The sequence below is a fragment of the Kribbella turkmenica genome (assembly GCF_004348725.1).
Taxonomy (GTDB): Bacteria; Actinomycetota; Actinomycetes; order Propionibacteriales; family Kribbellaceae; genus Kribbella; species Kribbella turkmenica.
In genome coordinates, this window is the sequence record NZ_SMKR01000013.1 from 21,241 (window position 1) to 37,764 (window position 16,524).

General features: G+C 65.6%; 17 protein-coding genes. 3 read left to right on the forward strand and 14 right to left on the reverse strand.

Annotated features, from left to right (window positions below; all coding sequences use genetic code 11):
- Positions 1–29: 29 nt before the first annotated feature.
- From E1218_RS04860 to E1218_RS04910, 11 genes are all read right to left on the reverse strand, one after another.
- Positions 30–854 (reverse strand): GNAT family N-acetyltransferase, encoded by an 825-nt coding sequence (locus tag E1218_RS04860; RefSeq protein WP_165949122.1) that lies wholly within the window; start codon positions 852–854, stop codon positions 30–32.
- Entirely contained in the window at positions 851–2,617 is a 1,767-nt protein-coding gene (locus E1218_RS04865) for a proline--tRNA ligase (protein WP_202865793.1), read from the reverse strand. Before E1218_RS04865 ends, E1218_RS04860 begins: the two co-directional genes overlap by 4 nt.
- Positions 2,618–2,625: 8 nt before the next feature.
- A complete protein-coding gene (gene alaS, locus E1218_RS04870) occupies positions 2,626–5,313 on the reverse strand; it encodes an alanine--tRNA ligase (protein WP_132316661.1) in 2,688 nt (895 codons plus the stop codon).
- Positions 5,314–5,480: 167 nt separating this feature from the next.
- Positions 5,481–5,978 carry a nucleoside deaminase gene (locus E1218_RS04875; RefSeq protein WP_132316663.1) on the reverse strand — a complete coding sequence of 166 codons (498 nt, stop codon included), beginning with the start codon at positions 5,976–5,978 and terminating at the stop codon, positions 5,481–5,483.
- A 10-nt stretch (positions 5,979–5,988) separates the two neighbouring features.
- Positions 5,989–6,447 (reverse strand): Cif family virulence factor, encoded by a 459-nt coding sequence (locus E1218_RS04880; RefSeq protein ID WP_132316665.1) that lies wholly within the window; start codon positions 6,445–6,447, stop codon positions 5,989–5,991.
- Between the two features lie 11 nt (positions 6,448–6,458).
- A complete protein-coding gene (locus tag E1218_RS04885; protein ID WP_132316667.1) occupies positions 6,459–7,214 on the reverse strand; it encodes a sulfite exporter TauE/SafE family protein in 756 nt (251 codons plus the stop codon).
- 87 nt (positions 7,215–7,301) lie between these two features.
- Positions 7,302–8,315: an adenosine deaminase gene (gene add, locus E1218_RS04890; protein ID WP_202865791.1), complete on the reverse strand. Its 1,014-nt coding sequence runs from the start codon at positions 8,313–8,315 to the stop codon at positions 7,302–7,304.
- Positions 8,316–8,449: 134 nt separating this feature from the next.
- Entirely contained in the window at positions 8,450–9,310 is an 861-nt protein-coding gene (locus E1218_RS04895; RefSeq protein WP_132316669.1) for an ABC transporter permease, read from the reverse strand.
- The gene (locus tag E1218_RS04900) at positions 9,303–10,076 is read right to left on the reverse strand and encodes an ABC transporter permease (RefSeq protein ID WP_132316671.1); all 774 of its coding nucleotides are present in this window, start codon (positions 10,074–10,076) and stop codon (positions 9,303–9,305) included. The genes E1218_RS04895 and E1218_RS04900 overlap by 8 nt, the downstream gene beginning before the upstream one ends.
- On the reverse strand, positions 10,073–10,906 hold the full coding sequence (locus E1218_RS04905) for an ABC transporter ATP-binding protein (RefSeq protein WP_132316673.1): 834 nt from the start codon (positions 10,904–10,906) through the stop codon (positions 10,073–10,075). Before E1218_RS04905 ends, E1218_RS04900 begins: the two co-directional genes overlap by 4 nt.
- Positions 10,907–10,915: 9 nt before the next feature.
- A complete protein-coding gene (locus E1218_RS04910) occupies positions 10,916–11,986 on the reverse strand; it encodes an ABC transporter substrate-binding protein (protein ID WP_132316675.1) in 1,071 nt (356 codons plus the stop codon).
- 810 nt (positions 11,987–12,796) lie between these two features.
- On the opposite strand from E1218_RS04910, the gene E1218_RS04915 reads away from it, so the two are divergent.
- The 3 genes from E1218_RS04915 (at position 12,797) to E1218_RS04925 (ending at position 14,831) form a co-directional block, all read left to right on the forward strand.
- Positions 12,797–13,411, forward strand: a complete 615-nt coding sequence (locus tag E1218_RS04915) for an MFS transporter (RefSeq protein ID WP_132316677.1) — start codon at positions 12,797–12,799, stop codon at positions 13,409–13,411.
- The gene (locus E1218_RS04920; RefSeq protein WP_325052808.1) at positions 13,317–14,072 is read left to right on the forward strand and encodes an MFS transporter; all 756 of its coding nucleotides are present in this window, start codon (positions 13,317–13,319) and stop codon (positions 14,070–14,072) included. Before E1218_RS04915 ends, E1218_RS04920 begins: the two co-directional genes overlap by 95 nt.
- A gap of 69 nt (positions 14,073–14,141) precedes the next feature.
- On the forward strand, positions 14,142–14,831 hold the full coding sequence (locus tag E1218_RS04925) for a GrpB family protein (RefSeq protein WP_132316681.1): 690 nt from the start codon (positions 14,142–14,144) through the stop codon (positions 14,829–14,831).
- 40 nt (positions 14,832–14,871) lie between these two features.
- Here E1218_RS04925 and E1218_RS04930 read toward each other — a convergent pair whose 3' ends face one another.
- From E1218_RS04930 to E1218_RS04940, 3 genes are all read right to left on the reverse strand, one after another.
- Positions 14,872–15,120, reverse strand: a complete 249-nt coding sequence (locus E1218_RS04930; protein ID WP_132316683.1) for a hypothetical protein — start codon at positions 15,118–15,120, stop codon at positions 14,872–14,874.
- A 113-nt stretch (positions 15,121–15,233) separates the two neighbouring features.
- On the reverse strand, positions 15,234–16,136 hold the full coding sequence (locus E1218_RS04935) for a GNAT family N-acetyltransferase (protein ID WP_132316685.1): 903 nt from the start codon (positions 16,134–16,136) through the stop codon (positions 15,234–15,236).
- A complete protein-coding gene (locus E1218_RS04940) occupies positions 16,133–16,423 on the reverse strand; it encodes a hypothetical protein (protein WP_132316687.1) in 291 nt (96 codons plus the stop codon). The genes E1218_RS04935 and E1218_RS04940 overlap by 4 nt, the downstream gene beginning before the upstream one ends.
- Positions 16,424–16,524 lie beyond the last annotated feature (101 nt).

The following is a 16,524-nucleotide window of genomic DNA, read 5'->3' on the forward strand; positions in this document are numbered from 1 at the left end:
CAACCTTTATGGCGAGCTCGAATCTTCGGTTACCTCACCTTGTACCGTTTGAAGTCGGCAAGGGCGCGGTAACCGATCGCGGCGTAGATCTTGTTGGATGTCGGGTTGGCCAGGTCAGTGAAAAGGCAGGGCCGCATGCCGCCGTCCAGGATCCGCTCGGTGAGGTGGCTTGTGAGAGCGCTGCCGTAGCCTTGCCCACGATCGGCGACAGGTGTGTAGACGGGCCCGATTCGCGCGGCGCCGGCGGCTGCACCACGATGTCCCGCCATGCTCACTACGCGACCGTTGTTCTCCCAGAACCACAACCGACGGACGTCTATCCGGTCCCTGGCCCAGGCTTCAGGGTCCACGAGCGGTTCGCCGACGTCGTGGCCGAAAGCATCGATCAGACGACTGGCCAGCTCGATGTCGCCTTCGGTGGCCAGACGAGGCCTGCCGTCAGCCCGGTGCGCGACGAACTTGCCAAGGCGGTACAGTCGCATCGCCTGAGCCTCGCTGAACTCCCGTCCGAGCCGGGCGGCGTACGCGGCCGAGAATCTCTGTGCGACGCCCGACAATCCCTCGACCATCTGCGCTGTCGGCACGAACTCCGCAACCACGCCCACCAGGTCCGGAACGAGTCCCATGGGCAGCCCACCGAGTGCGACAACCCGCGCCGTCGCCATCGCTGCGCCGGCCACCACTCCGCCGCGGTGGACGGAGAAGTACGTCGGTTCGGCGTGGTCGTCGCCACCGTTGCCGTCGGCACGCTCAGCCAGGTGGGTCAGCAGGACGGTGTGAAGAACCGGATCGCGCAGTAGCAGCGGACCTACCCGGGCCTTGAACTCCTCGGCGTCGCCGGTGACGCGAATCAAGACGAACCCCCGGAGGCCGCCCTGACGACGAAGTCGATCACCGTGCTCGCCGTACAGACCTTCCACTTCCGCGTCATGCGGTTCTTGACCTCGATCGTGCCGTCTTCAAGTCCTTTGCCTACGACAACGATCAGCGGCACGCCGATCAGGTCGGCGTCCTTGAGCTTCACGCCTGGGGTGGCCTTGCCTCGCCGATCGTCGTAGATGACCGTCAGGCCCTGCCTCGAGAGTTCCGCTGCGACCGCCGCGGCGACGGCGTAGATCTTGTCGTCCTTGCCGGCCGCGACGACATGGACATCGGCCGGAGCCAGCTCGGGAGGCCAGCACAGTCCGAGCTCGTCGTGAGTGTTCTCCGCGACGGCCGCGACAGCGCGGGAGATTCCGACGCCGTACGAACCCATCGTGACCGTCACGAGCTGGCCGTCCTCGTCGAGCACCTTGAGGTCGAGCGCCTCGGCGTACTTCGTGCCCAGCTGAAAGATGTGGCCCATCTCGATGCCTCGAGCAGTCTCGAGCACCCCTTTGGCGCAGCATGGGCAACCGTCTCCGTCGCGTACCTCGGCAGCCTCGATCGTGCCGTCCGGCTCGAAGTCCCGTTCGGCGACGAGATCGAGGACATGGGTGCCGTCGATGTTCGCCCCGGTCACCCACCGAGTACCGGCCGCAACGCGCGGGTCGACCAGGTAGCGGATCTTGGACTCGTTGACCTCCCCCAGCACACCAGGCCCGATGTACCCCTTCACGAGCGACGGGTGCTTCTCGAACTCCTCGGCGTCCATCGGCTCGACCAGAGTCGGCTCGAGCAGACCCTCGAGGCGCTTCTGGTCGATCACGCGGTCGCCTGGGATGCCGATGGCCAATGGCTCGCGGGTGCCATCAGGATGAGTCAGGACCATCATGACGTTCTTGAGAGTGTCGCCGGCGTGCCACGGCCGATCGTCGCAGGGGAAGTGTTCGTTGAGATGATCGACAAGAGCCTCGATGGTCGGGCAGTCCGGAGTCGGCTCCGTGCGCGCCGCCGGAATGCCGTCGACGGACGGCACCTCCGGCACCCGGACTTCTACCGCTTCGACATTGGCCGCGTACTCACAGCGCGTGCAGCGGACATAGGTGTCCTCGCCGACCGCCGCCTTGGCGAGAAACTCCTCGGACTTCGAGCCGCCCATCGCACCTGCGGTCGCCGAGACGATCGCGTACTCGAAGCCCAGCCGATCGAAGATCCGGACGTAGGCCGCGCGATGTGCCGCGTACGACGCCGCCAAGCCTCGCTCTGTGGTGTCGAAGGAGTAGCTGTCCTTCATCACGAATTCGCGACTGCGGAGCAGTCCCGCCCGGGGCCGTGCCTCGTCGCGGTACTTCGTCTGGATCTGGTACAGCGTGACGGGAAGGTCCTTGTACGACGAGTACAGGTCCTTCACCACGAGGGTGAACATCTCCTCGTGGGTGGGACCCAGCAGGTAATCGGACCCCTTGCGGTCCCTGAGCCGGAAGACGCCCTCGCCGTACTCGGCCCAACGGCCTGTGACGTCGTACGGCTCACGCGGCAGAAGAGCAGGCAGTTGCAGCTCTTGCGCGCCGATCGCGTGCATCTCCTCGCGGACGATCTGTTCGATGTTGCGCAGGACCCGAAGGCCCAGGGGCAGCCACGTGTAGACCCCGAGCGAGGACCGGCGCAGGTAGCCGGCACGCAGCAGAAGTCTGTGGCTAGGCACCTCTGCGTCCACGGGATCCTCACGAAGAGTCCGCGCGAACAGTGCCGACATCCGCAAGATCATGTGTCGCTCCCCGAATCAGGCCGGTCCCCGGCAGTCGAACCCACAGAGCGCCTCACTGATACCGCAGTTGAAATCAGCTGCTTCCGCACTGTCATCAGCCCGGCATCGAGCCACTGGGCGTGAACCCCGACCATCAGCGCGACCTTGCCGCGTTGGGGGTTCTTGGCACCGATCGCCCTCGACAAGGGACCGAGCAGTGCGTCGATGTCGACGTCAGAGTCCGGAGCGACCGTGGCCACGACGATCGGCCTGTCGCCAACGATCGAGCCGAGCACCACGACCTCGAGGTCCCCACGTTCCTGGGTCGCGACAGCCAGTCGGCGGAGTGTTTCGACCTCGATGTTGTGCAGTGAGTTCACGAGGGCGCCGCCATGGACCTGACCGAGCAGGCGCTCAACGACCAAGTCGTCGAGTTGCTGGCTCAGCCGCCGCACCTCGGCCCGTGCCGCCCGGAGATCAGCCATCCGCTTCGAGAGGCCGGGCAGAAGGTGTGTGGCCGGAACGCCGGCCTCCGCCGCCGCGTTGACGACCGTCTCGCCGAGAGCCCTGAACGCGCGGATCGTCTCCGCCCCTGTCACGGCCTCGATCCGGCGCAGGTTGGAGCCGATGGAACTCTCGGACACAATTTTCAGGGTTCCGACCTGTCCCAGCGCCGCGACGTGAGTTCCACCGCACAGCTCCAGCGAGTGCGGGCCGGCCTGCAGCACCAGAACGTTGTCCGAGTACGTCTCGCCCGCGATCCTGAGCGCGCCTTGGGCGACTGCCTCGTCGTACGTCGACTCGTAGTGCGTGACTCCGGCGTTCGAGAGGACCTCTCGGTTCACCAGATCTTCGACCTCGCGGAGCTGATCCGCAGTCACGGGCTCGAAGTGGCTGAAGTCGAATCGCAGGCGGTCAGGGGCAACCAGGGACCCCTGCTGTGCAACATGAGGACCGAGAACGGTCCGAAGCGCCCACTGCAGCAGGTGCGTTCCGGTGTGATTGCGCCGGATGGCGTCGCGACGGTCCGCGTCAATGGACGCTCGCACCTCGTCGCCCACGCTGAGGATCGCCGCGGCCTGCTTCTCGACGAGGTGAAGGTGCAGTCCCGGCAACCCGAAGACTGTGTCCTTCACTTCGAACACGGCACCGTCGCGCTCACGCACAATCACGCCGGTGTCGCCAACCTGGCCGCCCTGTTCGGCGAAGAACGGACTGCGATCCAACATGACCTTGACGCTGTCGGGTCCGTTGGCGACGCCGATCACGTGCGCCCGGGTCTCGTAGGTCTCGCGGCCGACGAAGTCAGTCGGGCCGTACGCCAGCGCCTGCTGGAAGGTCGCCGGGTCGTCAGCGGCGGCCCGAACCCTGGACCGCCGACCTCGCGCACGCTGCTCGTCCATCAGTCGCTCGAACTCGTCCAAGTCAACACTGCGACCACGTTCGCTCACGATCTCGACTGTGACGTCGAGTGGGAACCCAAAGGTGTCGTGCAGCGTGAAAGCGACCTTACCTGGCAGTGCCTCCTCGGCGTCTGCGAGGTTTGCCAACTCTGCATCGAGCATGTCCAGCCCGGCCCGCAGGGTCTTGCGGAACTGTGTCTCTTCACGCCTGAGCACCGACTCGACGAGGTCGTGCTGCCTCATCAGCTCCGGATACGCCGCACCCATCGTCTCGAACACCGCATCAGCCATCGACGTGGTGAACGCCGATGTCACGCCAAGCAGATGAGCGAATCGGATCGACCGGCGGATGATGCGACGAAGGACGTACCCTCGACCATCATTGCTGGGTACGACGCCGTCCGCGATCAGGAACGTCATGGTTCGGGCGTGATCGGCGATCACCCGCAGCGCGACATCAGCTTGCGCGTCCTCGCCAAGCCTGCGGTCGGTGACGTCCTCGGCTGCCCGCAGCAAGGCGCTCAGCGTGTCGCAAGCGAACAGCGACGGACTGCCTTGGAGGAGTGCCGCAAGGCGCTCGAGTCCGGCGCCGGTGTCGACATGCTTCTTGGGCAACGGCGACAGCTCCCCGTCGCCATCCCGGAACTGCTCCATGAATACGAGGTTCCAGAACTCCACGTAGCGTTGCTCGGACTCAGGATTGGCCGGACCACCAGGCGGCCCGAAGTCGGGACCGAAGTCGTAGAACAACTCGGTGCATGGACCGCAAGGCCCGATGTCACCCATCTCCCAGAAGTTGTCCTTGTCGAGGCGCTGGATCCGTTCCGAAGGCAGCCCGACCTTGGTCGACCAGATGTCCGCGGCTTCGTCGTCGGATTCGTGAACGGTCACCCAGAGGTGGTCGCTGTCGATGCCGACGACCTCGGTGACGAACTCCCAGGCCCACAGGATCGCGTCCTGCTTGGAGTAATCGCCGAAGCTGAAGTTTCCGAGCATCTCGAAGAAGCTCAGGTGGCGAAGCGACCGCCCGATCGCGTCGAGGTCGTTGTGCTTCCCACCGGCCCGTACACACCTTTGCACACTCGTCACCCGCGGCGGCGAGTAGGGCACAGGCACTTCGCCCAGGAAGTACGGGACGAACTGGATCATCCCCGCGTTCGTGAACATCGGCGCGGACGGATGAAACGGAATGAGCGAGGACGACGTCACCTGGGTATGCGCCTTGGCGGTCCAGAACCGCGTCCACAGATCCCGCAGGGCAGCGGCGCTCATCGGTTGCACAGTTGCACCGTCCTTTCTCATGGCCCCGACTCAGTTGTGGCGACGCCGGCTGCAGCCGGGGCTGATGGCACAGCCGGCGCCGCCTTCCCGCAGGTGCGGGAATCCCCACCTGTCGTGTCGGGAGGAACAGGTGGGGAGCCCCCGGTGCGCGACCCCGTTGCTCGCGCAGCCGTTCATGAAGGGCCCAGTCAGTTGGGCCCGTTGATGTAGCGGTCGACGACCTTGGCCGCCTCGTCCTCCAACGCCGGTCCGAGGATCACGACCGGCTGCACGGCCTTGCCGAGCAGGTCACGAACCTCCATCTCGATGTGCGGAGCGTCCGGCTGCCGGCTGGTGATCTGGCGGCAGCGCTCGTCTCCCAGGGCGAAGATGATGCGACGGACACCGCCGAAGTACATGGTTGCCGCGCACATCGGACAAGGCTCCGCGTTCACGTACACGGTGCACTTCGAGAGGTCGACCGGCCCTAAGGCCTGCATGCCCAGGTCGCGCATGAGTCCGACCTCCGCGTGCGCCGTCGGGTCGCCGGAGGTGAAGCACGAGTTGCCGAAGCGACCGATGACGGTGCCCTCCGAGTCAGCCAGAACGCAGCCGAACGGATAGTCGCCCCGGGCACCGGCCTCGCCCGCCACCTCAATGGCTTCACCGAGAAGCTTCAGATCGACTGCAGTAATTTGCTCGCTCACAGTCCCACTCCTAGTAGGTCAAAACGCCGGTCTGGTTGATCATCTTCCACTCGCCGTCATTCTTGGAATACATCTTTCCGGTGCGGCCCTGCCAGAGCATCATTTCCCCGGTCTGGCGATGCTTCCAACGAGTGTCGATGTCGACAATGGCGAGTGCGGCGTCGAGTTGCTCGGACATCAGAATGCGGACGACATTCCTCTGGTTGTGCACGACCTCGTAGTCGTCGAATCGGGACTGCCACCACTTGCCCCAGCGCTCGGTGTCGAAGTGGCCCAGCGCGAAGACCCACTTCTCCGGGTCGTGAGCGTCGTTGTCGGGCGGCCAGGCCCAGCACATGTGGGGGTGGAAAACACTGAGCAGCAGCTCCACGTCCTGGCTGTTCCAGGCCTGGGTCTCCCGGTTGACCACGGCCAGAACTTCAGCCTCGGCCACCGCGTATTCGTCCTTCACCGAATCATCCACTTCCATGATCGTTCCTTCTATCGAGAAATCAGCAGTACGACACTCACGGCCGCAGCAGTGAACATCATCGCGAAAACGGTCGGGCGGAAGACTCGATTGAATTTCCGGTAAACCAAGGCTCCGGCCAGCAACCCGACTGCGCTCACCGGAAGCAGGGAGCACGCGAGCCACAACGCCGAGAGGTCCACCGAGCCCACAGTCATCGCGGCCCCGATCACCACCAGATTCACAGCACAGGTGTGGATCGTCACGATGCTTCGGATCTCGTCACTCTCCACGCCGCACCGTGACAGGTACGCCGCCACCACTGGTGCGCCCATCCCGGTCGCGGATGCGAGTACGCCGGAGACGCCACCTACCAACACGGCAGCGGTCCGGCCTTTGGGTTGCCGGCGAACCTTCGCAGGCTCCTGGGACGTGCGCGACGTGGCCCGCTGTCCACGCACCATCATCGCGATCGACGTCAGTGCGACGACGGCCACTGCCATCCTGACCGTGGTCTCGTCCAGCTTCGCCACAAAGCCGGCGGCCAAGGCGATCCCGAGAGCACTGCCGATCAGCAGCTCGACCAGCTTCGCGCGCGGCCATCGCATGGTGAACGACAGGATCCCGTTGGTCGAGACTCCGTTCGCGAGCGCGATGACAACGGCAACCTTGCTGGGCATGACCAGCGCCAGAGCCGGGGTCGCGGCGATGTTGAAGCCGAAGCCGGAGATGCCGACGAGGGCGCCGGCGAGCGCCACAACGGTCACGACCACAAGGTTTTCGAGCATGGTCTCTGATCCTGGGCCCGGCGACGATCTCCTACCGGCTCGCCGGGCTCTCTCCTCTCGAGTTACTCGCTGACGGCAGTCGGCGATCTACTTGGTGAGCCAGTCGGCGATGCTGACCTTCGCCTCACGCTTGACCGAGTCCGGTGCGCCGCTGTGCGCGATGGACGCTGCGGCGATGCCGGCCAGTGCGACATCGTCGAGCTTGACCGCGTTCCGAGCGTTCTCGTACTCGTCGAGCAGTCCGGGCCCGAACAGCAACGAGTCGTCGGCGTTCAGGCTGCACGAGACCCCGGCGTCCAGCAGCCTCGGCAGCGGGTGCTCCTCCATGTTGGGGACCACCGACAGGAGCACGTTCGACGTCAGGCAGACGTCCAGGCAGATGTCGCGCTCGAGAATCATCTCCAAGACCGCGGGGTCCTCCAGGCCTCGTACGCCGTGCTCAAGCCGGTCGGCGTTGAGGTACTCGACGTGCCGCCGAACGCTGTCCGCGCCAGCCATCTCGCCCGCGTGCGGCGCCGCCAGGAGGCCCGCGTCCTTCGCCACCTTGTAGGCCTCCGCGAACGGCTCCGGTCCGACGATGTTCTCGTCGTTCGCGAGCCCGAAGGAGACCACACCTTTCCCGGCGTAGCGCGCCGCCAGATCGGCCAGGCCCGCGGCCATCCCGACGTCGGCCCGGTTGATGGTGAGCAGGAAGCCACCGTCGATGCCCCGCCGTTGACAGGCGCTCTTCAGTGCGTCGATGGCAATCTCGAGCACGTGCTCGGACTCACCGAGCCAGGGCAGCATGGGCGGGCAGAATGCCGGCTCGACCCAGACGGCCCCGTCATCGGCCGCGTCGTCGACGATCTCGTCGTACAGGCGGCGCAGGTCGGCCTCGGTCTTGAGGACGTTCACCGCCGTCCCGTAGATCGCGTCGAAGGCCGCGAACGATTCGTACACACCCATCTCGGGGGCGGGGATCCCGTAGACCTCCGCCAGCTCGAGCAGGGTCGAAGGCCGCATGGACCCTTCCGTGTGCAGGTGCAGGTGCGCCTTCGGGAGCGCGCGGAGGTCTCGCACCGATGTCGCACCGCTTTGAGCCTTGTCTGTGTTCTCGGACATTTCACTATCTCCTGACTGGTACTTGTTTTTGGCAGACGAGCAGTGCTCCGGGTCTTCAGCTGTGCGCAGGAGACTGCCTGCGTGGAGCGCCGACTCGGTGACTGCTCAGTAGGAATGGGGCTCCGGTTGCTCCGTCAATGCACCTGCCTCCCGTGCCCCGGTGCGTAACGCCGGAGCGCCTGGCTCTCGAGTCCCGCGACGATGGCGTAGAGGACGACGGAGGCGGTCGTCACCACGAAGACCGCGCTCCACAGCCGGATGTAGTCCGAGGTGCTGATGGTCGTCAGCATCAGCGTCCCGATTCCGTTGCCGGTGACAAGGAACTCCGCCAGGAGAGCGCCCGACACCGCAGCCGGTGCGGCCAGGCGCGCTGACGCGAACAGCGCGGGCATCGCACTCGGCAGCTGGACCTTCCGCAGGACCGTGAGCCGACCAGCACCATAAGCATGCAGAACATCCAGCGACGTCTTCGAGGCGCTGCGAAGCCCGGCCGTCACGTTGACCAGCGTCGGCAGGAACGTGACGATCCCGGCGACGACAGTGACTCCGAGCAGTCCACGCCCGAACACCAGAGCGATCACCGGTGTCATGGCGATGATCGGAACGGTCCTGATGGTGAGCGCGAACGGCATCACCGACAGCTCCGCGGTCGGATACCACAGGAGCATGAGCGCACACAGGACGGCAGCCAGCCCACCAGCGGCAAACCCGATGCCCGCGTGGCCCAAGGTCTCCAGCAGTGCCGAGAACATCTCCTCCCGGTACCTGGGCGCCACCGGGTCGGTGACCAGGTAGGTGTAGACGTCGCGAGGCCCCTTGGCGATGAAGTCGGACACCTGGGACACGGTGATCAGGAGCTGCCAGCAGATCAGGATGAGCGCGAGAGACACCACGCCGCCCACGACGAGCCGAACGCTTCCTGCTCTGATCTCGCTCGCTGCCTCGGCAAGGCGCTGGCCCACCGATCGGCGGCCGATCGGCTGTTGACTAGACATGACGACTCTCCATGCTCCAAGGGGCCACGAGACGCTGCGTGAGCACTGTGGCGCCGTACGCCACGCCGACGAGGCCGGCCAGTACGATCGCGACGCCCCAGGTCCTTTCGACCTCCAGCGACTGCTGGGCGTTGATCATGAGGACACCAAGGCCCTTCTCGGCTCCGCCGTACTCACCGATGACGGCTCCGAGAACCGCGCCCGGTGCCGCAAGTCGAAGCGCGGTGAACAAGCTCGGGACGGAGGCGGGCAGGCGGACCTTCCTGAGTTCCGTCAGTCGGCGCCCGCCACAACAGCGAACAACCTCCAGGCTGCTGGCTTCGGCCGTCTTCAGGCCGACCAGCAACAAGACGAGGGTCGGGAAGAAGACAGTCATCGCGGCGATGACGACCATCGGCCAGTCGCCGGTGAACAAGATGGCCAGAATCGGGGCCAAGACCACCACCGGCAGGAAGTACGCCGCAACGGCGATACGCATCGCGAAGCGCTCGATGGTCGCCGACTGTACGACGACAAGCGCGAGGAGCATCGCGACGGCGTTGCCGAGGAGCCAGCCCTTGGCAGCTTCGCGACCCGTCGTGATGATGTTCGGTCCGTAGAGCTCCCAGCCGTCCCGGAGGAGCTGTGCGAACACTTGTCCAGGACGCGGGATCGTAGCGCCTTCCGCGAACAGGAACTGCGCCGCGACCTGCCAGGACACGAGCACGATGAGGAACCCCAGGCTTCCGTAGAGCCACCTGGCGGTTCTGCTCGGGGTAGTCGTCATCTCACCGCCGCCCGGTCGCTCGGTGCGAAGGTCTCGAACAGGAGGTCGGAGACGTTGTCGCACAGCTCGTGGAACTCGGGCGTCCGGAGCGTCTCCGGGGTCCGCGGGCGCGGCAGATCGATCGGCACGGTCGCAGTGACGCGGCCGGGACGCTGACTGATCACGACCACTTGGTCGGCCAGGAAAACGGCCTCGGGGATCGAGTGGGTGACCAGCAGGGTGGTTGCCGGCCGCTCGGTCCAGATTCGCTGGAGCTCGAGGTTCAGGCGCCGGCGCATCATCTCGTCGAGGGCGCCGAACGGCTCGTCCATCAGCAGGACACTCGGCTCCACGACCAGTGAACGGGCGATCGCGACACGTTGACGCATGCCACCGGACAGCTGGGTCGGGCGCGCGTTCTCGAACCCGCTCAAGCCGACAAGCTTGATGAGCTGGGCGATGTCCTCCTTGGACCGCGACAGCCCCGACACTTCCAGCGGGAGCTCGATGTTCGCCTGGACGGTGCGCCAGGGCAGCAGCGCCGAGTCCTGGAAGGCGATGCCGAGCTTGTGCGACCGGCGGATCTGAGCCGGCGTCGAGCCGTGTAGAAGGGCGGTGCCGCTGGTCGGGCGCTCCAGATCGGCGAGGATCCGCATGATCGTCGACTTGCCACAACCGGACGGGCCGATCAGCGCCACGAACGAGCCGGCGGCCGCTTCCAGGTTGACTTCCTGGAGAGCCGGTACGACCTCATGGCCGATGGAGAACTGCTTGGAGAGGTTCTGCAGGTAGATCCCATCGCCAGACCTGGGGCAGCTGACGGATTTCTGCGAGTGCGTTGCTTTGGTCATTGCTGCTCCTCATAGTCCGCTACGGAGTTCAGGGCTCTCCGCGAACACCTCGTCGAGAACGGAGTTGTCGAAGAGGTTCTTGTCGGTGATGGCGATGCCCCCGAGGCCGAGCGTCTGGACGGTCTGCTCTCTGAGCTCGGCGCTGCTCGACAGGATTCCCTCGGTCTTCCTGCGGGCGGTGTAGATCAGTGGGTTCTGGGCTTTCGCGGTGTCGGTCTCCGCACGGACATCGAGTCCGAGGTCGCTGCCGTAGACATCGACGGCGAGACGGGCACCGGTCTCCGGTTTGAGTACGGCGTCCCGCCAGCCCCGGATCTCGGCCTTCAACATCGCCTTGACCTTGTCGCGCTTTCTCGTCAGGGTCTCGCGCCGTACGACGTACAACCCATCCATCTTCGGGTAGTTGAAGTCGTTGAACAGCCAGGTGGCCACCTGGTAGCCCTGCTGGTTCAGCGAGACCGGCTGGACCGTGACCATGCACAACATGCCGTCGACGTCCCGGGTGGTCAGCGGGGCCGGGTCGAACTGAACCGGAACCACAGTCACGTCCGAGCGATTCACGCCGTTCGCCGAGAGGAACGATTCGAACATGCCGGTGTTCGTCACCTGCACCCCGATCCGCTTGGCCTTCATCCCCTGCGGACTCGTGATCGGCTTGTCCGCGAGGGACATGAGGCCGAACGCGGCCTTCTCGTAGAGCGAGGCGATACAGACGACATCGGCCCCCTGCAGAATGGCGCCGGCGACCTGCTCCGCGGCCGCCGTCGTGACGAACGCCTTTCCGGAGGCGACGACTGGCACTGGCACGACAGTCGGGCCACCCGAAAGGAAGTTGACGGTGTCGAAGCCACCGGCTTTGTAGTAGCCGTTTGCATGGGCGATGTATGAGCCTGAGAACTGCACGTTCTTGATCCAGGCGAGCTGCCAGTCCAACCGACCGTGTTTCGGCGCTCCTGACGTGTTCTGGGCGGGCGGCGCCGCATCAGGGGTGCACCCGGTCAGCAGCGAGGCGGCTCCGCCGGCCGCTGCCACACCGAGGACGGCTCCCTTGATGAACGATCGCCGCTGGACTACGTCCATGCGTCGCCTCCTTGGAGGGTTTCAAAGAGTTGTGGTCGGCCGCGGAGGCAGGTCCCGGCCGCGAAGTTTTCGGCCGTCGGACGGGCCTTAATTTGATGCTAGGAACCGCCTATTGGGGTGTCCAATACTTGGTTCTCATGCAGCTATAAGCGCGAGCAATAGAGCATTTGCCCCACTTCTGTCACAGCCCGCTGCGGCTCGTGATCTGTCAGCAACCTCGTCACCTCGCGGGGAAACGCCTTCCGTGACAGGGTGACCGCCGTCGCGGCCGCAAACAGATGCCTCAGGCAAAGAATCTGGGCGGCGCACGACTCCATGCCAATAGCAACGATCTGATCGCCACGGCCGCCGGTCTTGACCCGGCTACTCGCGGGCACCTACGCTTCCGCATACAGCAATTCGATTTCCGCATCGCGGTAGTCCGTGGCTCGGAAACTGGACCGCCTTCTGGGGGAGGCGGTCCTGCCCGAGAGCTTGACGGCTGGCTGACCAGCCGCCACGGCGGACGCGCCGTACCCCGGCGACGCAACCGCACCTGAAGACGCTTCGACGGCGCATCATCCATAGACGCCCCGGTCAGGCAACTGCGTCTGAGCCGCGCGCACGGTCGGCGAGGATCTCCCTCTCCGCCATCGGCCGTGTACGGGCGAGGCTCGCGACTGTTTCCCCGCGGTCGCGGCGCAGCCCTCTGCCTGACCGGGGTCACCTTCGGCGCCTGCGAGTGGAACCGGAACCGCGGACCGCCACGTAGTCACGGCTGGAGTGAGCCCCGTGGCTCGTGCAGAACCCGCCGATCCGGGGAGACTCGTCATGAAGTACAAAGCACGCGTGGCGGACGTCGCCGACAGTCTTCCGCTGCGCCGGAACAGGCCGTTCGCGTTCTTCTGGACCGCCCAACTGCTGTCCAACGCCGGAACGCAAATCAGCGAGCTCGCGATCCCGCTGGTCGCCGTGTTGCTACTGTCCGCCAGCCCGGCGGAGATGGGCGTCCTCACAGCCCTGGAGTCGCTGCCAAGCCTCCTGCTGTCAGTAGTCCTCGGCGTGCTCGTCGACCGGGTCCGGCGCCGGCGAATGTTGTTCTGGTGCAACATCGGGCAGGCGCTGCTGATCGGCAGCGTTCCCCTTGCCGCTGCCTTCGACGTACTGACGATGACTCATCTGTGCGTTGTGGCGTTCGCCGTCGGCGGGCTGGCGCTCGGCTACAGCTTGGCCCACGTTGCATACGTTCCGGCGCTGGTCACAGACCGACGGCAACTGACTGCCGCGAACAGCAGCATTGCACCTGACCGACTCCGTCACAGCAGTCGCCGGTCCGGGCCTTGGCGGCCTGCTGGTACAGGTTCTGACGGCTCCTGTCGCGGTGGCTGTCGACAGTCTGTCCTTCTTGGTGGCTGCCCTGCTGCAAGCGTGCGGGCGCGGGCCTGACCCTGCACCGGTCCCGACCGAGCGGCAGTTCAAGCTTTCGGTACGTGCCGGCTTCGCCGCGTTCCGCAGCCACCGCGGAATCGTCGCGATCACCTTCGGCAAGGGGAGCTTCGAATTCTTCCAGTGGGGAGTCCTCGCTCTGTATGTCCTGTACGGCGTGCGGGAGCTCGGGCTGTCCCCCGCGGAGCTCGGTGTAATCGCGATGATCGGGTCTCTCGGTCCACTGCTGGCCGGCCTGGTCACCACCCCCGTCAGCCGCCGCTTCGGAACGTCTGCGACCTCCGTCGTTGCCGCGATCCTGCTTGGTGGCAACCTGCTCATCCCGCTGGCGAGCGGCTCGCACCTGCTTGTCATCCTGACCATTGGCGCCGGTCAGTTTCTGCTCGGCCTCGGCGTCGTGTATCTGATCATCCTCAGGTCCACCATGCTCCAACGCACGGTCGAGCCTCAGCTCCTAGGCCGGGTTGGCTCCGTCATCCACCTCGTCGACTGGGGACCTGGGCCGCTCGGCGGCCTGTTCGGAGGTCTGCTCGGCAGTGCGATCGGTCTCCGCCCGGCCCTGCTCCTCCTCGGCATCGGCACCCTTGGGGCTGTCCCCTGGCTGGCTGTCGCAGCCGCTCGCGGCCACCTCGCTGTCCGCGACTCCCCCGAATCGCACTAGCCACATGACTGAGGTCCTCCATGTCTCAACCACCACCCGAGCCGAAGTGCCGGCAGCGCCCGGCCGATCATGACGCTCCAGGGCGGCCAGCTATCGACCGGCAGCAGTGGGGAGGCCCTGCAGGCCGGCCGCCAGCACGGCTACCTCATGCAACCACGCGCGCATGGATCTCTGCCACCGTGGCGTCGTCTATTCGGCCAGGGGCGACCTCAGCTCGATCTCACTCCGCCGGTTGAAGTCGTCGACTACGACCTACGCTGGCCACTGTGGTTCAACGAGATCAGCGCGCAACTTGCTCCGTACCTCACCGAGGTCCCGCATCGCATCGAGCATGTCGGGAGCACCGCCGTTCCGGGGCTCGCGGCCAAGCCGATCATCGACATCGACGTCGTCGTCCCGTCCACACAGGCGGTACGTCTCGCGATCAGCAGCCTTGCCACCGCCGGCTGTCAACACCGCGAGGATCTAGGCATCCCCGGCCGAGAGTCGTTTGCGCTGCCGCCGGGCGCCCGGCAGTACCACCATCTGTACGTCGTAGTGGACGGCAGCAAGCCGCATCGGGACCACATCCTGTTACGGGACCATCTCCGACGGAATGCGGCCGATCGCGAGCTGTACGCCACCCTGAAGCGGGATCTGGCCCACCTATTGCTCACGGACCGCGCCGCATACCTCGAGGCAAAGGCCGGGCTGATCAAGCGGCTCATCAAAGCTGGCAGAACCTACGCGACCGAAACGGACACCGAACCGCCGACCTGAGCCACGGCCGCGGCATTCATGCTGTCTCGCCGTGTCTGTTCTACTTGCGTCCAGCGGCCGTTGGCGGGCGCCGGTACGCGCCGGCCATGCGCTTGGTACGCCACCTCGCGACGTCGTACGGGCGGTGAGTCAGATCGAGCCAGGCCGTGACACGCTCGAGCCGCCAGACCGGACGCCCGCACAGGTTGACATCGTCTTCCGGAAACGGAGCGTCGCCGCCGCGATGCCGAATGCGCCACATCACGATCGTGTTGAGCTTCACGCCGGCCAGGTCGGCGATCTCAGGCATGGCCAGAATGTCGATGCCAAGCGGTCTGGGAGGCGGAACGGCGGTTGTGGCGGCCAAAATTGGCTCCTTCAGTGTTCGAGATGGACCGCACTTGGCGGCCTCGGGTGTCCGGTTCAGTCAGGCGTCAACTGGCAGTCGCCGCTGAGCACGTCCCCCGTGATCACGACGTCGCAGCTCTCGTCCGAAGAAGCATGATGTAGTCGGTAGAGCAGCCCGGGTTGCAGCTGATCCAGCGCGTCTCCTCGCACCGGTCGGCCGTTGACCCGCCACCTGTCGCCGGCGTGGTGCAGCACGAACTCAACAGCCGAGAAGTCAGTGAGCACGATCGCCCTGCCGTTCGAGTACTTCAACTTGCGCGTGGAGTGTTGGTGGCTCGGGCGACCTGAGCGACGAAGTGCGCCGGACCGGGCCACACCAAGGTCGATGCGATGCGAGGCGACAATCGCGAGCACGTCGCTGCGCACGTCCATCGTCAGCAGGCGTGGAACATCCAACGCGGCCCCTCGCAGGTCAAGCTCGTCACGCCACTCGATCAGCGTCCCCGACCGTCGACCGGGAGCCTGAACGGTCCGAAGCACCTCGGCGCCGATGCCCCGGTAGTAGTCGTGCAGCCGCGTGTTGGAACGCCACACATCAGCGCGAAGTCGACCTACGCCGTACTGTCGGGCGTATTGCCAGGCCGCGATGCACGTCATCTCCCCCAGCCCGAGGCCGGCGTACTTGATGGACGTCGCCAGCTTGGACATGTACAGCGCCGGAGTCGCTGCCTCTTCCCTGGTCCAGAAGTCCCGATCCGCCCGAGTCGACAGCGTGACAGTCGCCAGCGCCTCAGCTGTCATGTCGTGGCGCAACAACCAGGTCTCTCCGGCCGCGATCGTCGCTTCGGTAGTCCGCACAGGATCCAAGAGCCCCCACTGATCAATCCGCCTGGACGCAAGCCACATCGCACGCTGCGTCAGCAGAAGCTTGGCGCTATCGGCGTCCTCGGCACACGCCCGAGTGAAGGTGTACGTCATTTCGAGGTCACGCTCTTGGCCGAGACAATCCCCTGCGCAAAACCGTCCGTGCTGTCGAGGCTGGGTTGATAGGCGAGGCAGAAGACCTGGAACAGGGCCACGATGTAGTGCGCGTCTGCGCCGTCGGAGAGAGCGTGCTGCTGAGCTTCGGTGAGGAGCAGTTCGTCAAGGAGTGCGCCGCCGGCGGCCGCGTGGACGGTGATGCCTTCGTCGAAGGCGCCGGACCAGGTGAATTGGAGGTGACGCTGCTCGTCGTAGAACGACAGCACTGCGGTGTGCTGAGACATGGGGGCGAACTTCCGTTCAGTTGGGCGCAGGGATGCAAGACACCCCGGCCTGACCTGAGTCTTTGGGGGGACGGGTCAGGCCGGGGTGTCGTCTGGTGGGC

What these genes read in the sequence shown, in the direction of transcription:
- E1218_RS04865 (WP_202865793.1), bottom strand. Translation starts at nt 2,617, where the DNA reads ATGTCGGCACTGTTCGCGCGGACTCTTCGTGAGGATCCCGTGGACGCA.
- alaS (WP_132316661.1), bottom strand. Translation starts at nt 5,313, where the DNA reads ATGAGAAAGGACGGTGCAACTGTGCAACCGATGAGCGCCGCTGCCCTG.
- E1218_RS04880 (WP_132316665.1), bottom strand. Translation starts at nt 6,447, where the DNA reads ATGGAAGTGGATGATTCGGTGAAGGACGAATACGCGGTGGCCGAGGCT.
- E1218_RS04885 (WP_132316667.1), bottom strand. Translation starts at nt 7,214, where the DNA reads ATGCTCGAAAACCTTGTGGTCGTGACCGTTGTGGCGCTCGCCGGCGCC.
- add (WP_202865791.1), bottom strand. Translation starts at nt 8,315, where the DNA reads ATGTCCGAGAACACAGACAAGGCTCAAAGCGGTGCGACATCGGTGCGA.
- E1218_RS04895 (WP_132316669.1), bottom strand. Translation starts at nt 9,310, where the DNA reads ATGTCTAGTCAACAGCCGATCGGCCGCCGATCGGTGGGCCAGCGCCTT.
- E1218_RS04900 (WP_132316671.1), bottom strand. Translation starts at nt 10,076, where the DNA reads ATGACGACTACCCCGAGCAGAACCGCCAGGTGGCTCTACGGAAGCCTG.
- E1218_RS04905 (WP_132316673.1), bottom strand. Translation starts at nt 10,906, where the DNA reads ATGACCAAAGCAACGCACTCGCAGAAATCCGTCAGCTGCCCCAGGTCT.
- E1218_RS04910 (WP_132316675.1), bottom strand. Translation starts at nt 11,986, where the DNA reads ATGGACGTAGTCCAGCGGCGATCGTTCATCAAGGGAGCCGTCCTCGGT.
- E1218_RS04915 (WP_132316677.1), top strand. Translation starts at nt 12,797, where the DNA reads ATGAAGTACAAAGCACGCGTGGCGGACGTCGCCGACAGTCTTCCGCTG.
- E1218_RS04925 (WP_132316681.1), top strand. Translation starts at nt 14,142, where the DNA reads ATGACGCTCCAGGGCGGCCAGCTATCGACCGGCAGCAGTGGGGAGGCC.
- E1218_RS04930 (WP_132316683.1), bottom strand. Translation starts at nt 15,120, where the DNA reads ATGCCTGAGATCGCCGACCTGGCCGGCGTGAAGCTCAACACGATCGTG.
- E1218_RS04935 (WP_132316685.1), bottom strand. Translation starts at nt 16,136, where the DNA reads ATGACGTACACCTTCACTCGGGCGTGTGCCGAGGACGCCGATAGCGCC.
- E1218_RS04940 (WP_132316687.1), bottom strand. Translation starts at nt 16,423, where the DNA reads ATGTCTCAGCACACCGCAGTGCTGTCGTTCTACGACGAGCAGCGTCAC.